11 protein-coding genes are annotated in these 14,492 nt (G+C 29.0%); 2 read left to right on the top strand and 9 right to left on the bottom strand.

The genetic code is table 11. The features are described from left to right. Positions 1 to 6 precede the first annotated feature (6 nt). Positions 7 to 438: a GNAT family N-acetyltransferase gene (locus ABXT66_RS11150; protein ID WP_443643590.1), complete on the bottom strand. Its 432-nt coding sequence runs from the start codon at positions 436 to 438 to the stop codon at positions 7 to 9. A 10-nt stretch (positions 439 to 448) separates the two neighbouring features. Beyond that, complete coding sequence (tsaB, locus tag ABXT66_RS11145; protein ID WP_443643589.1) at positions 449 to 1,165, bottom strand: tRNA (adenosine(37)-N6)-threonylcarbamoyltransferase complex dimerization subunit type 1 TsaB; 717 nt, start codon at positions 1,163 to 1,165, stop codon at positions 449 to 451. Positions 1,166 to 1,269: 104 nt separating this feature from the next. On the opposite strand from tsaB, the gene ABXT66_RS11140 reads away from it, so the two are divergent. Beyond that, positions 1,270 to 2,295, top strand: a complete 1,026-nt coding sequence (locus tag ABXT66_RS11140; RefSeq protein ID WP_443643588.1) for a polysaccharide deacetylase family protein — start codon at positions 1,270 to 1,272, stop codon at positions 2,293 to 2,295. Positions 2,296 to 2,302: 7 nt separating this feature from the next. Here the strand turns inward: ABXT66_RS11140 and ABXT66_RS11135 are convergent, their stop codons facing one another. The 7 genes from ABXT66_RS11135 to mutS form a co-directional block, all read right to left on the bottom strand. Further along, positions 2,303 to 3,187 (bottom strand): glucosaminidase domain-containing protein, encoded by an 885-nt coding sequence (locus tag ABXT66_RS11135; RefSeq protein ID WP_443643587.1) that lies wholly within the window; start codon positions 3,185 to 3,187, stop codon positions 2,303 to 2,305. A gap of 127 nt (positions 3,188 to 3,314) precedes the next feature. Next, positions 3,315 to 3,872, bottom strand: coding sequence for a NifU family protein (locus tag ABXT66_RS11130; RefSeq protein ID WP_443643586.1), 558 nt, complete (start codon positions 3,870 to 3,872; stop codon positions 3,315 to 3,317). A 59-nt stretch (positions 3,873 to 3,931) separates the two neighbouring features. Beyond that, the gene (gene trpS / locus ABXT66_RS11125) at positions 3,932 to 4,966 is read right to left on the bottom strand and encodes a tryptophan--tRNA ligase (protein WP_443643585.1); all 1,035 of its coding nucleotides are present in this window, start codon (positions 4,964 to 4,966) and stop codon (positions 3,932 to 3,934) included. Positions 4,967 to 4,984: 18 nt separating this feature from the next. Then, positions 4,985 to 6,592, bottom strand: a complete 1,608-nt coding sequence (gene murJ / locus ABXT66_RS11120; protein ID WP_443643584.1) for a murein biosynthesis integral membrane protein MurJ — start codon at positions 6,590 to 6,592, stop codon at positions 4,985 to 4,987. Between the two features lie 7 nt (positions 6,593 to 6,599). After that, the gene (locus ABXT66_RS11115) at positions 6,600 to 7,760 is read right to left on the bottom strand and encodes a hypothetical protein (protein ID WP_443643583.1); all 1,161 of its coding nucleotides are present in this window, start codon (positions 7,758 to 7,760) and stop codon (positions 6,600 to 6,602) included. Continuing rightward, the gene (locus ABXT66_RS11110; RefSeq protein WP_443643582.1) at positions 7,732 to 9,450 is read right to left on the bottom strand and encodes a nucleotidyltransferase domain-containing protein; all 1,719 of its coding nucleotides are present in this window, start codon (positions 9,448 to 9,450) and stop codon (positions 7,732 to 7,734) included. The genes ABXT66_RS11115 and ABXT66_RS11110 overlap by 29 nt, the downstream gene beginning before the upstream one ends. 3 nt (positions 9,451 to 9,453) lie before the next feature. Then, positions 9,454 to 12,063, bottom strand: coding sequence for a DNA mismatch repair protein MutS (gene mutS / locus ABXT66_RS11105; protein WP_443643581.1), 2,610 nt, complete (start codon positions 12,061 to 12,063; stop codon positions 9,454 to 9,456). A 133-nt stretch (positions 12,064 to 12,196) separates the two neighbouring features. Between mutS and ABXT66_RS11100 the strand changes: the two genes are divergently transcribed. Continuing rightward, on the top strand, positions 12,197 to 14,485 hold the full coding sequence (locus tag ABXT66_RS11100) for an NADP-dependent malic enzyme (RefSeq protein WP_443643580.1): 2,289 nt from the start codon (positions 12,197 to 12,199) through the stop codon (positions 14,483 to 14,485). Positions 14,486 to 14,492: the final 7 nt, after the last annotated feature.

Below are 14,492 nucleotides of genomic sequence, written 5' to 3'. Positions count from 1 at the left end.
TTTTTATTAAAGCTTAACACACATCCTTAACGCGTCTATTCGATAGCTTTTATTGTCTGCATAATATCCTTTTCTAATGCCAATTTTTTGAAAACCATTCTTAATATAAAAATTTATTGCTTCTTCATTTTGGACTGATACTTCTAAAAAAATTTTTTTTACATCTAATTTTTTAATTTTATCAATTAACAGTGATCCGAAACTGATTCTTTGATAAGATTTTATAATACCAATTCTTATTATCTCTATTTCGTCTTTTACTTGATAAAACGATATATATCCTAAAACTCTATCTTGTTCTATTTTCCAAATTCTAAAGGCATTTTGACTAAAAAAATTGTTTAACTCTATCTGTGTCATAGGATTTTTAAAAAGATTTTTTTCTATTACTAAAATTTTATTATAATCACTCTTTTTTATAGGTTTTATGCTAATCATTATTCCACTATTAATTTATTTCTGGAGGCCTAATATAAATTGGTTTCAAGCTATTGAAAATTATTCCTGTATTTTTAAAATCAATATTTTTATTTATAAAATGTAAAGCTAGCTTTCCTACTGACAAAGCATTTGAATTTTGATTATCTTGAATTGATGTTTTTAAATTAATAGTTTTATTTTTCAATAACTCTGAGTTATGCCCTGTAAATAAAACATTTTTGGTGATTAATTTGTGAGTTGATAAATAATTTTTTAAATTTTGTATTTCTAATATATCAATTTGATTTATAGCAGAAAAAGGGAATTCTGATTTTACTATGTTATTTACCTCAAATGTCTGAGCAAAAATATCACCCCTTTTTGTATCTATTGAAGAAATAATATAGCTACAATTTTTCTCACTTGCTTCTTCTAATACTGACATTGCTAGAGCTGCTAAAGAGTTTATTCCAATTACCTTCATATAAACATTAGAAATCTGAATACCTTTTGCTGCTGCCACAACCACACGGATACCAGTAAAACTTCCTGGGCCACAACCAATAACTAAAGTTGATATATCTTTAAAAGTAATTCCATTGTGCGTCAAAAAATTTTTAATTGTAGGAATAATTATTTCAGACAATTCATTTTTAATAGGAATAGTTAGTCTATCAATTAATCTTTCTTTTCCTAATAAAGCTACTGATAAATCAGACGAACTACTTTCAATAGAAATAAACATGAATTACTTTTTAAACTTTTCAAAAAAAATCTAGTATTATATGTTTTTACTATATATTAAAGTAAATAAATTAGAACTTTTAATATTAAAAATTTGAGGAATGCATGTATTATTTTTTTGCTTTTGTACTTTTATTTTTTACTAATTTATCGTTTGCACAAGATAATAGCAAAAAAGAAGGTTTAATGACAAATTATGCTTCATTTATTATGTATCATAGATTTGGTGAAAACAGATATCCTTCAACAAATATTAAAAAAGAACAGTTTTTAAAGCATATAAATGAATTATTAAAACCAAAGTATAATGTAATTAATATAGAACAAGCTCTTGATGCCATAAATAATAAAAAGTTAGTCAAAGATAGATCTGTTGTAATTACTATAGATGACGCATATTCGTCAGTTTTTAACTATGCTTGGCCAATTTTTAAAAAACATAATATTCCTTTTACATTATTTGTTTCAACAGACGTCATTGACAATAATACACCTGGATATATGAGCTGGGAAGAAATACGTATTTTAAGAGATAATGGCATAACTATTGGAAGCCAAACTAAATCTCACCCACATATGTATAAACTTGACAGACAGAAGATTATAAGCGAACTCTCAATGTCAAATAAAAGATTTGTTGATGAAATAGGCAGTCAACCTAAAATTTTTGCATATCCTTATGGAGAATATAATTTAGAAGTTTTAGAGCAAGTTAAATTTCATGGGTTTGAAGCTGCATTTGGTCAACATTCTGGTGTAGCTCACAAAAGTCTAGGACTTTACGAGTTACCTCGCTTTGCGATGAATGAGAAATATGGGGGGATGGAAAGATTTTTGTTAGCCGTAAATGCTTTACCTATACCTATATCAGATTTGTCACCAAAAGACCCTTTAATTTCAAAAAATCCTCCATTTTATGGTTTTACATTATCTAATTCAATTGAACCAAAAAACGTGATTAGATGTTTTGCAAGTAATGGCATTACATCTGATACAAAAAGACTTGGAAAAAATAGAATTGAAGTAAGATTAAATGAACCATTTTCCCGAGGGAGAGGCCGAATTAATTGTACTATGGCTGCAGAGGATAACAGGTGGAGATGGTTAGGAAGACAATTTATAGTTAAATAATTTTAGTTTAACGCTTTTCTAACACAGAATTTTCAAATTTATATAATTTGTTACTTTTAATCATATCATTGACTTTTTCTACATAAGCTAATCCAATTTCTGCATAGTTTTCCAGATATGCAGCAGTGTCATATCCCGTAATGTCTTTTCCGGCTTTAAACATCATTGATCTATAATTTCTCATTTCTGTATACGCTGGATGTCTATTTAAATTTAGTATATAAGAATTAAGTGATTCTGATATATTTTTGAAACTTTTTACAGCAAAGTTTGCATCTAAATTTCCATTCGGTTTAATCCCATCATTATTTTTCCAAGTCCATTCACCAAATAATGCATTACCTTCTTGAGAAAATCTGGAAGCCCCCCATCCACTTTCAATAATAGCTTGCGCAATTATCATGGAGACAGGAACTCTATTTACTTTAATTAGTAATTCTTTCTTTATATTTCTTAATTGTAAGCTATTTAAGCTCCCAAAGTTAATCTTTGTAAAATTTTTAACTTTATATTTTTTTGCAAAATATTCTATTTTATAAATATTATTGGTTAGGAAGGCAACTTTCAATCGCTTTCGTTCTTCCAAAACCAATTCGTTCCCCCTTAACGCTATGGGTAATAAAATACTCAAAAAGACTTTCTTTTTTTCAAATATTTTATATTCATTAATATTTTTAGGTATGGAAGAAAAATACATCCGTGGAACGGGAAGTTGATTTTCAATACTTCTTAAAACTTGATTTGACCATTTGATAACTTTAGATTTTTTATTAATTTGATCTGAAGATAAATATTTATTGTTAAAGTTAAATTTCACTTCTTTATTTACAATAATAGTATCTTTGTTCAGATCTTTTTGAAATACAACAAACTTAAAGTTAGGCGAGTTCATTTTCCAGAAGCCTGGACCTATAAAACCTAACAAAAACAATAGTAATATTACCAATAAATATAAAATATTTATAAAATATTTATCTTTAATTTTTTTAGCTTTAGTCAACATATTATTTGTTGAAAAATTATAATTCTGCTGCTTTAACTTCTGTAACTTCTGGAATGTAATGTCTAAGCATATTTTCAATACCCATTTTTAAAGTAGCCGTACTAGAGGGACAACCGGCACAAGCACCTTTCATTTGAAGAGTAACTACGCCTTCTTCAAATGAGCAGAAAGTTATATCACCGCCATCCATTGCTACAGCAGGCCTAACTCTAGTTTCTAAAAGATCTTTAATTTGTTTAATGGTTTCAGTATCTTCTTCATTATTAGTTTCAGAGTTGTTTAATACATCATCATTTAATACTGGAAATCCACTAGAATAATGTTCCATAATTCCAGTTAGAATTGAAGGCTTAAGAGTATTCCAATCTAAACTAGAATCTTTAGTTACTGAAATAAAGTCTGAACCTAAGAATACTCTACTTACTCCATCTACATCAAATAAACGGGAAGCTAACGGTGACACCTTGGATTGCTCTTTATTTGAGAAGTCTACCGTTCCCTTTTTTAATACATTCTCCCCAGGCATGAACTTCAACGTCTCAGGATTTGGTGTGTCTTCAGTTTGAATAAACATTATAAACCTCCATGATGTAAAGTATCATTTTTTTAAAAATTATCAACTATCTTTCATGTTTAGTTAATAAGACCAACTAAACTTTTAACATCTTGCAACACTGGTTCAGCAATCTGTCTTGCTTTAATTTCTCCAGTTTTCAAAATTTTGTCTATTGCTTTTGTATCTTTTAACAAATATCTCATTTCAGATGAAATAGGGTTTAAATTTTCAACTGCTAACTCAATAAGCTTAGGTTTAAAATGGGAAAAGCCTTTCCCAACAAAATTTTCAACAGTTTTATCAAGAGTTTGATTTGATAGAGATGAGTATATGTTAAGTAAATTAAATGCCTCTGGCCTTTTTTTAAGTTCATCCACTGTTTCTGGTAACGGATTAGGATCTGTTTTAGCTTTTTTAATTTTACTAGATATTTCTTCTTTAGTATCAGTTAAATTAATTCTGGATGCGTCTGATGGATCAGATTTACTCATTTTTTTTGTTCCATCCCTTAAACTCATAACTCGAGTTGCAGGTCCAAATATTTGAGGTTCTGGTAAACTAAAGAAGTTATTTTCATTGTCCAAAGTAAACATATTATTAAACGAGGATGCTATATCTCTTGCTAATTCAATGTGTTGTTTTTGGTCATCTCCAACTGGAACATGGGTAGCTTTGTATAACAGGATGTCTGCAGCCATTAACACCGGATAACTATAAAGTCCAACTGTAGCATTTTCTCTATTTTTACCAGCTTTTTCTTTAAATTGTGTCATACGATTTAACCAACCAATTCTACAAACACAATTAAATATCCATGCTAATTCAGAATGTTCTTTAACGGAGGATTGATTAAAAAGTATTGATTTATTTATATCTATTCCAGAAGCAATTATTGCAGCTGTTACCTCGTGTATTGATGCTCTTAATTGTAAAGGTTCTTGTGGAACTGTTATTGCATGTAAATCTACTATTGAAAAAATAGAAGAAAAATCCTCTTGAAGTTTTACCCAATTTTTAATGGCTCCTAAATAATTACCTAGGTGTAAATTACCGGTTGGTTGAATACCTGAAAAAATTCTTTTTTCGTTTTGTTTAGATTGAGGAATTGTCATTACACTTTTTCATCTTTCTTAAATTTTAACATGTTTTTTTAAAAGCTCTTGAGGAATATAACTTAATAAAGAAGAAGTCAAAATATACATTGAAAACCCTAATGAGGTTATTATTAATAAAGTACAAAATTCATTAATTTGATAACTTTTTGAAAAATACACAAAAAATTTCATTATAAATACCATAAACACAGACACAAAACTTATCTTTAAAGAATAAACAAAAATAGAAAAAATGTTAAAAGCATAATGATCAAAACTAATTTTAGGTTTTGATAATTTTTCACTTTTGATAAGAAGAACAATATAAATAATACATCCTACCCATGAAGAAATTGACGTCGCTAAAGCTATCCCTGCGTGATAAAAATAACGCATCATAATTAGTGAAAAAATTATATTTAAAATAAGTAATACAATTCCAATATACATTGGGGTTTTTGTATTTCCTTCTGAAAGAAAAGCTGGCTGGCATGACTTTAAAATGATGAAAGCTGGAATTCCAAAAGCGTATGCTTTCAATGCTAATGCTGTTTCATTAGATTCTTCTATGCCAAACTGTCCTCTTTGAAATAATACATTAATAATTAAATCAGAAAAATTTACAAGAACGAACAATGATGGAATTGAAAAAAATAATCCAATTTTTAAAGATATTATTAATTCATTTGAAAATTGTTTTATATCATTTTTTGCAATTGACTTTGACAAAGAAGTTAATAATGAAGTGCTTAATGCAATTCCTATTATACCTAAAGGTAACTGAGCAACCCTGTCTGCAAAGTAAAGATATGAGATTGAACCAAAACCTAATAAACTAGCTAAAATTGTGTCAACAAATAAATTTATTTGGAGAATACCTCCTCCCAAAGCAGCCGGTAAAAATTTATACCATGTTTTTTTAATGTAAGATTGGATCTCATCTTTATCTTTAAGAAATACGTCCTCTGTTTTGGCTTTGTTTGTATTTAGAATCTTATATTTTTTAATAATTATTGACATAAAAATTAATTGTAGAAAGCCTGCTAAAACTGTTCCTATAGATAATGGCATAGATTTAATTATCAAAGAATCATCTATAAAAAAACAACTTATTATCAAAGATAAATTTAAAATAATAGGCGTAAACGCAAAAGGCCAAAATCTACCTGCAACATTTGTTACAACACCTAAAATAGCTACTATTGATATCAAGGGCATAAAGATAATTGTTATTCTTGTTAATGATATTATATGACTCATAACAAGTTTATTATCTGAAAACCCCGGTGCTAAAACATGTATAATAAAAGGCATAAATATTTGCACAACTATTGTAAATATGCACAAATAAATAAAAAATCTAAGTATAAAAGCTTTATAAAAATTAATAGCAAATGCTTTATTTTTTTTTTCTATCAGTTTGGTATAAATTGGAAGTAACGCAGAAGTTAAGGCACCTTCAGCAGTAATTCTTCTAAATAAGTTAGGTAACTTAAAAGCAATAAGAAAAACATCAGATAAAATACCCGCACCTAAAAAAGTTGCTATAAATATATCTCTTATAAACCCAGAAATACGACTTAAAAAAGTTAAACTAGCTAATTGAGTAAAACCCTTAATAAAAAAGGAAGTTTTGTCTTTCATCAGTTTCTCAAGATCTATTCATTTGATTTGCTGGATCTGTTTCTTCTAATGTTTTCAAAATCGACATTTTAACTTTATCCATACTTTTATTATTATCTATTTTTAACCCAAAGGCATCTTTTATATAAAAAATATCCACTACCCTATCACCGTAGGTAGATACATTAGCAGTATTAATTTGCAAGCCCAAGCTTGTTATAACTTTTGTAATTCTATATAATACACCAGGTGCATTTTTACATTTTATTTCTAAGATAGAGTATTCATCACTCATATTATTATCTATTATGACACGAGTAGGAGCTTTGATAGCACGAAAACGTGCTGGAATTTCTTCCCACCTTTTATTTAAAGCTTTTTCTACATTAAAGTTTCCTTCTAAACCTTGGGAAATTACTTTAACCAACTTTTTTTTAGAATGTTCTTCTATAATTGGTTGTCTATTTTTATTTTGTATAAAAAAAGTATCTAAAGCATAACCATCTGAACGTGTTATTATTTTTGCATTTACAACATCGTAACCTGAAGCAGATACTAAACCTGAAATCAATGAAAATAAACCATGATGATCAGGCGCTATTACAAGAAGTTCAGTTGCTTTCAACTTACTTTCGTCAAAGAGATGAACTTTGAACTTCTTTGAATCTTTATACATATTTCTGAAAATTTCATAATGATTAATTATTCTTGATAATTTAAATATTTCCCAGTAATTGTCATAATAATAACTGCAATATTGTTTTGCATCAGAGTTAGTTAAACGATTTTCAATTAGAAAATTCTCAAAGGATTTTTTAGGAGTTTTAATTAATTCATTAACATTATCTTTTTGAAGCATATCAAATGATTTGGAGTATAGTTCAGTAATTAAGGATCCTTTCCAATCATTCCATATTTCTGGACCAACCCCTTTTATATCCGCTACTGTTAAAACTAATAACAATTTTAACCTCTCAACTGACTTCACCTTATCAACAAAACTCTTAATAACTCTTGCATCTCCTAATTCATAACGAAATGCAGTTTTACTCATTAATAAGTGGTAAAAAATAAGCCACTCTACAGTTTTTGTTTCTTCTTTACTGAGACCTAATCTTGGACAAACAACAGAGGCTATTAAGGCGCCATTCTCTGAATGGTCACCTTTTTCTCCCTTTAGCAATGTCATGTAATAACATAGCAACAAACAGACATTTTTTTGTGCTAATTTCTAAAATTACTTTACTTGCTAATGGTGCAAAATTTTTGAATTCTCCATTTTTTAAAGAATAAAGATTAGAGATTGTGAAAATAGTATGTTCATCAACCGTATATGAGTGATACATATCAAATTGCATTAAGCCTACAATTTTTTGAAACTCAGGTATAAATTTACCTAAAATATTTGATTCATTCATTAATCTTAGCGTTCTAGTTGAATCCTTATCACTAGTTAAAATATCTAAAAACATTTTATTAGCGTCAAAATCATGTCTAACTTCATGGTTTATCAGTCGTTGTAAGCTAGTTAAATACCGGAGGGTTTTTGGATGAATATCTATATTTTTGTTATGTGAAATATTAAAAAGTTTAATTATATTGACAGGATTTTCTGATAATACTTCTTTATTCTTTACAAATAAACGACCTAATTCAATATCAAATGGGTATACATCTTCCTTTTTTTTAAAACTTAAAAAGCTTAACCTAAGTGGCTTATTAAACTCTGTTTCAATTGCCGCACAAAATATTCTTGTCAAACTACCAACTGTTTTAGTTGCAAGAAAATATCTTTTCATAAACCTTTCAACATCTTTTTGAGTTATAGTATTTTTAAAATTCATGGTTTTAGCAAGATCTAGTTGAGCATCCATGGCTAGTCTATCATCTTCTCTAAATGCTCTATAATGAAGATGACATCTGACAGAAAGTAAAAATCTTTGAGATTCAGCAAAAGAAGCTGCTTCTTTTTTTGATAATGCGCCCATGTTTATTAATTTTGAAACACTGTCAACTTTGTAAGCAAATTTTGAAATCCAAATTAGTGTATGTAAATCTCTTAAACCACCCTTACCATCTTTCACATTAGGTTCTACGACATATCTTGAACCTCCAAATCTTTTATGTCTCAATTCTGATTCGACTAACTTGGCTTCAACAAATTTTAATGTCTTTGTGTTTTTTATAAAAAAAGTAAATTTATCATTTAATAAACTAAAAACATCTTCATTTCCTACTATAAATCGCTTCTCTAGCAAGGCTGTAGAAATAGTTAAATCTAATTTACTTTTTTCAATACAATCATCAATCGTTCTAGTGGAGTGGCCAACTGAGTATCCTAAATCCCATAATATATATAATATAAATTGAATAACTTCTTCAGCATGCTTGCTCTCATTTATTTTTAAATTATTAGGTAATAGGAACAATAAATCTAAGTCAGAGCAGGGTGCAAGTTCACCTCGTCCATAGCCACCAACTGCAATTATTGAAAAAATGTAATCTGTATTATTAAATATCTTATGATATATTTTTTTAAATACTACTCTCATCATACTATCAATTAAAATAGAATTTAAACCTACATTAAGTGATCCATCTGATGTTCCTAAAAATATTTTTTTAATTAAGTCATTTTTTTCATCTAACTGATTTTTTAAATTTGAAAACAATTCTTTTTTGAAAAGAACTAAATCATTTGTTTCAGTCTTAAAATCATCTATCTTATATAAATTTTCAGAACAATTTTTTGCATATTTAATTGGTTCCAAACTTTGAACCCATAATGAATTTTGATTAATTTTATTTGACGTGTTTTGCAGTTTTTCTTTTTTTTTATTAAATAAAGTAAATCCTGATTTAAAACTAATTCTATCCATATCTTATCTTAATAATTTAAGTTTATACAAAATATCTAAAGCTTCACGTGCTGAAATATCATCCACATTAATATTATCAAATTCTTTAAAAAAAATCTGATTTTCATTAATGTTTGAATAATTATCATCTAAATTATCAGATTTTTTTAAATATGAGTTATCTTTGTTATTTTCTAGTTTGGATAATAATTGTGTTGCTTTTTTTATTACTTCAAATGGAAGTCCTGCTAATTGGGCAACGTGAATACCGTAAGATTTGTCAGCTTCGCCTTCAATTATTTTATGCATAAAAATTATTGAATTGTTCCATTCTTTGATGGACATTTTATGACATGACAAATGATTTAAATCTTTCTTTAATGATGTAAGTTCATGATAATGTGTTGCGAAAAGAGTTCTTGGTTTTATCTTATTATGTAAATAATCTAAAACGGACCAGGCTATAGCAAGTCCATCAAACGTTGCTGTTCCTCTACCTATTTCATCAAGAATGACCAAAGATTTTTCAGAAGCTGTGTTGAGTATCAAGGAGGTTTCTATCATTTCTATCATAAAAGTAGACTGTCCTTTTGCCAAGTCGTCTGACGCACCAACTCTAGAAAAAATTTTGTCACATACTCCTATATTGGCTTCTTTTGCTGGTACAAACAAACCAGCTTGAGCCATAATAACTATGAGGGCATTTTGTCTCAGATAAGTTGATTTTCCTGCCATATTTGGTCCTGTTATTAACCATAAAAAATCATCTTTATTTAATATGCAATCATTTGATATAAAGGAATTTTCCGATAATTTCATTTGTGTTTCTACAACTGGATGTCTTCCTTCAATTATTTCTAATGTTTTGTTTTCTAAAATTTTGGGACATACATAACCTCTATCTTTGGATTGATTTACGACCATAATACCTATATCTAATTCGGAAATTGCAGATGCAATATCTAGTATTTTTTTTCCCTCATTTATTATTTGGTTAGTAAAGTTTTTAAAAATATCCATTTCTATAGAAATAGATTTATCATATGAATTTATTAACTGATTTTCAGCTTCGTTTAATTCAATAGTTGTAAATCTTGATGTTTGGGCTGTTGTTTGTCTATGAATAAAAATGTCTTTGTCTCTTAATGACTTGTCATGAACAGCTCTTACCTCTATGTGATAACCTAACATTCTATTGTATTTAATTTTTAAAGAGTTTACACTTGTCAAATCAGAATATTTATTTTGTAGCTTTGTTATTTCCTCTAATTCATTATTTCTAAAATTTCTTAATTTATCTAAATTCTCATCATAGCCATCTCTTATAAAACCACCTTCTTTTGTTGATAACGGAAGATCTTTTTTTAGAGAGTTTTTAATGTTTTCAAATAAACTATAATCAACACTAATTTGATTAAGAATATTATTTAATAATGGCGCTTGATTTAAACGATCTTTAAATGATATTAAAGTTTCGTAAATTTGTTTTACGTTTAAAAGGCCATTACAGAGAATAGATAAATCTTTTGGGCTTCCTCTTAATAATGAAATCCTAGATAATGATCTTTCAATATCGGGCGTATTTACTAAATTATTTTGAAGTTTAAAAATATCAATATCATTATTTAAAAACCAATTTATAAGATTGTACCTTTTTTCAATCTCTACAACTTTATAAAATGGTTCTGTTATTCTTTGTTTTAATAATCGAGCGCCACCAGCTGTTTTAGTCTCATCAAGGGAGCTAATTAAGCTACCATTAGTTTCACCAGATAAGTTAGATAATATCTCAAGAGATTTTTGTGTGAAATAATCTATTTCTAAGAAATTATTTTCTGACTGATTTTGTATCATTGATAAAATTGGAAGTTTGCCACACTGAGTTAGTTTTAAATACGACAATAAAACGCCAGCAGCTATAACTTCTCCATCACTAAATTTACCAATTCCTTCCAAAGACATTATAGAGAAATATGAACATATTTGTTGTAAACACGATGAGTAATGGAATAAACTAGAAGATTGTTTTTTTATTATAGAATGCCATTCTTCACTTATAATATTCGATTCCATTGCATCTGAAACTAGTATTTCTGAAAAGTTCATTCTCAATAGTAAGTTAGTGAGTAATTGCTTTTGGTTATTTTCCTTTTGTAAGTTTCTGGATTTAAAACATCCCGTAGACACATCAACCCAAGAAATAGAAATTGAACCATTGACATCTGAAATCGCTCCAAGAAAATTATTAGCGTTTCTATCTAATAAGTTGTCTTCTGTAAGTGTGCCTGGAGAAATTATTCTTACAACTTCCCTTTTTAAAGGACCTTTTTTTAAATTACTTTTTGCTTCTTCTATTGTTTCTGTTTGTTCGCAAACAGCAACATTAAAACCTTTTTTAATTAATTTTGGCAAATAATTATCTGCTGAATGGAACGGCACACCGCACATCGGAATATCCATGCCATTTGTTTTCCCTCTCTTAGTTAAGGTAATGTCTAAAGCTTTTGAGGCTACAATTGCATCTTCAAAAAACAATTCGTAAAAATCACCCATGCGATAAAATAATAAAGCGTTTTTATGTTTGTTTTTGATATTTAAATATTGTTCCATCATAGGAGTGGTTTTATTATTCACAATTGCTTATAACCCTTTAGCTTTTATAAAATCATTTAGATTATAAATTAACCTTCAAATATAATTAAATTATGATCTTTTATTAAAATAAGTTATGATATCATATATATCATTTTAAGTTTTTGAGGAAAAAATGTCTACTACCAAAAATGACAATAAAGTTAAATCGAATTTAGAAAAAGAAGCCCTAGATTATCATAAAAAAGGTCGTCCAGGAAAATTAGAGATAACACCCACTACGCCCTTAATTAGTTCTCATGATTTGTCTTTAGCATATTCACCTGGTGTGGCTACTCCTTGCCTCGAAATTGAAAAAAACCCAGATACAATTTATGATTATACTTCTAAAGGTAATGTTGTTGCCGTTATTTCAAATGGTACTGCTGTGCTAGGCTTGGGTAATATTGGTGCGGGCGCATCAAAGCCTGTTATGGAAGGAAAAGCAGTTTTATTTAAAAAATTTGCAGATGTTGATGGTATTGATTTAGAGGTTGATACCGATGATATAGATAGGTTTGTAGATGCAGTATCGTTATTAGGCCCAAGTTTTGGGGGAATAAATTTAGAAGATATTAAGGCGCCTGATTGTTTTATAATAGAACAGCGTTTAAGAGAGATGATGGATATTCCAGTCTTTCATGACGATCAACATGGAACTGCAATCGTAACTGTTGCAGGAATAATAAACGCACTTCATTTAACTGATAGAAATATAAAAGACACGACTTTTGTAAGTAATGGTGCAGGTGCAGCATCTATTGCATGTGTTGAATTACTTAAAGCTATGGGTGCACAAAATAAAAATGTAATTTTAGTTGATAGAGATGGCGTCATATATAAAGGAAGACAGTCTAATATGAACCAATGGAAATCTGGTCATACTGTTGATACTAAAGCTAGAACTTTAAAAGATGCTCTAAGGGGCGCAGACGTATTCTTAGGACTTTCTGTACCAGGTTCGGTTACTAAAGATATGGTTAAAAGCATGGCATCTAAACCAATTATTTTTGCAATGGCAAACCCTATACCTGAAATTATGCCTGAGGATGTTAAAGATGTAAGGTCAGATGCTATAATAGCAACTGGAAGATCTGATTACCCTAACCAAGTTAATAATGTTCTTGGATTTCCTTATATATTTAGAGGTGCACTGGATGTTAGGGCTACAACTATAAATGAAGAAATGAAAATTGCTGCAGCCAATGCTATAGCTGAATTAGCAAGGAAAGATGTGCCTGATGAAGTTAATGCAGCTTATCATGGCGTCCAATTACATTACGGTAATGATTACATAATACCAGCTCCTTTTGATCCAAGGCTCATTTCATCTGTTTCTTCAGCAGTAGCAAAAGCAGCGATGGATTCAGGTGTTGCCAAGAAACCTATAAAAAATTTGGAATCTTATGAAAGAGAGTTAAAAGGTAGAACTAATCCTATAGCTTCAATTTTGGAACCTTTAAAATCTAGAATTAAAGCTAAAAAACAAAGAGTGGTTTTTGCCGAAGGTGAAGAAGAAAAAACCATAAGGGCAGCATTATCATTTTATAACTCGGGATTTGGAACACCTATTTTAATAGGTAGAGAACATAGAATAAGAGAAACTATGGAGAAAGTTAATCTTGAAGGACTTAGTGAATTAATTATTCATAATGCAAGTCTAAGTAAAAATAATGAAAAGTATATTCGAGAACTTTATAAAAAACTTCATAGAAAGGGTCATCTTAAAAGAGATTGTCAAAGGTTAATCAATCAAGATAGAAATGTTTTTGCAGCTTCAATGATTTCTGCAGGAGATGCAGATGCAATGGTAACAGGAGTAACAAGACCTTTTGCTAGATGCTTTGACGACATTACCAAAGTAATAAGCGCAAGAAAGAAAGAATCTTTTCTGTCTATGTCTATGATAGTTTCAAAAGAACGCACTGTGTTCATTGGAGATGTAAATATACATGATAGACCCTCTGCTGAACAAATTGCTGACATAGCCTCAGGTATTGCAAATACAGTTAAAAACTTAGGATATACTCCAAGAGTTGCTTTATTGTCATTTTCAAACTTTGGTAATCCTATAAGACCTAGTTCAAAAAACATAAGAGAGGCTGTAAATATATTATTAGAAAGAGAAGTTGATTTTGAGTTTGATGGAGAAATGACTGCAGAGGTTGCTCTAGATCATAATCTTATAGAAGAAAACTATCCTTTTTGTAGATTATCTGGTTCTGCTAATGTCCTAATAATGCCAGGATTGTTATCAGCAAACATATCGTTTAAGCTTCTTCAGTCTTTAGGAGGAGGTTCAGTTTTAGGTCCCTTAATGATTGGTGGAGAAAAACCATTTCAAATTGTTCAGATGGGCTCGTCTGTATCGGATATTGTAAATTCTGCTTCTATTGCAGCATATAATGCTATTTACTCAAAATAACGAAACT

The sequence above is a fragment of the Candidatus Levibacter sp. Uisw_134_01 genome (assembly GCF_047717795.1).
Taxonomy (GTDB): domain Bacteria; phylum Pseudomonadota; class Alphaproteobacteria; order Puniceispirillales; family Marisalimonadaceae; genus Marisalimonas.
Note: the sequence above shows the minus strand (reverse complement) of the source record. Positions and strands in the feature narration are given on the sequence as shown.

What these genes read in the sequence shown, in the direction of transcription:
- ABXT66_RS11140 (WP_443643588.1), top strand. Translation starts at nt 1,270, where the DNA reads ATGTATTATTTTTTTGCTTTTGTACTTTTATTTTTTACTAATTTATCG.
- murJ (WP_443643584.1), bottom strand. Translation starts at nt 6,592, where the DNA reads ATGAAAGACAAAACTTCCTTTTTTATTAAGGGTTTTACTCAATTAGCT.
- ABXT66_RS11130 (WP_443643586.1), bottom strand. Translation starts at nt 3,872, where the DNA reads ATGTTTATTCAAACTGAAGACACACCAAATCCTGAGACGTTGAAGTTC.
- ABXT66_RS11150 (WP_443643590.1), bottom strand. Translation starts at nt 438, where the DNA reads ATGATTAGCATAAAACCTATAAAAAAGAGTGATTATAATAAAATTTTA.
- ABXT66_RS11115 (WP_443643583.1), bottom strand. Translation starts at nt 7,760, where the DNA reads ATGACATTGCTAAAGGGAGAAAAAGGTGACCATTCAGAGAATGGCGCC.
- tsaB (WP_443643589.1), bottom strand. Translation starts at nt 1,165, where the DNA reads ATGTTTATTTCTATTGAAAGTAGTTCGTCTGATTTATCAGTAGCTTTA.
- trpS (WP_443643585.1), bottom strand. Translation starts at nt 4,966, where the DNA reads ATGACAATTCCTCAATCTAAACAAAACGAAAAAAGAATTTTTTCAGGT.
- ABXT66_RS11110 (WP_443643582.1), bottom strand. Translation starts at nt 9,450, where the DNA reads ATGGATAGAATTAGTTTTAAATCAGGATTTACTTTATTTAATAAAAAA.
- ABXT66_RS11135 (WP_443643587.1), bottom strand. Translation starts at nt 3,187, where the DNA reads ATGAACTCGCCTAACTTTAAGTTTGTTGTATTTCAAAAAGATCTGAAC.
- ABXT66_RS11100 (WP_443643580.1), top strand. Translation starts at nt 12,197, where the DNA reads ATGTCTACTACCAAAAATGACAATAAAGTTAAATCGAATTTAGAAAAA.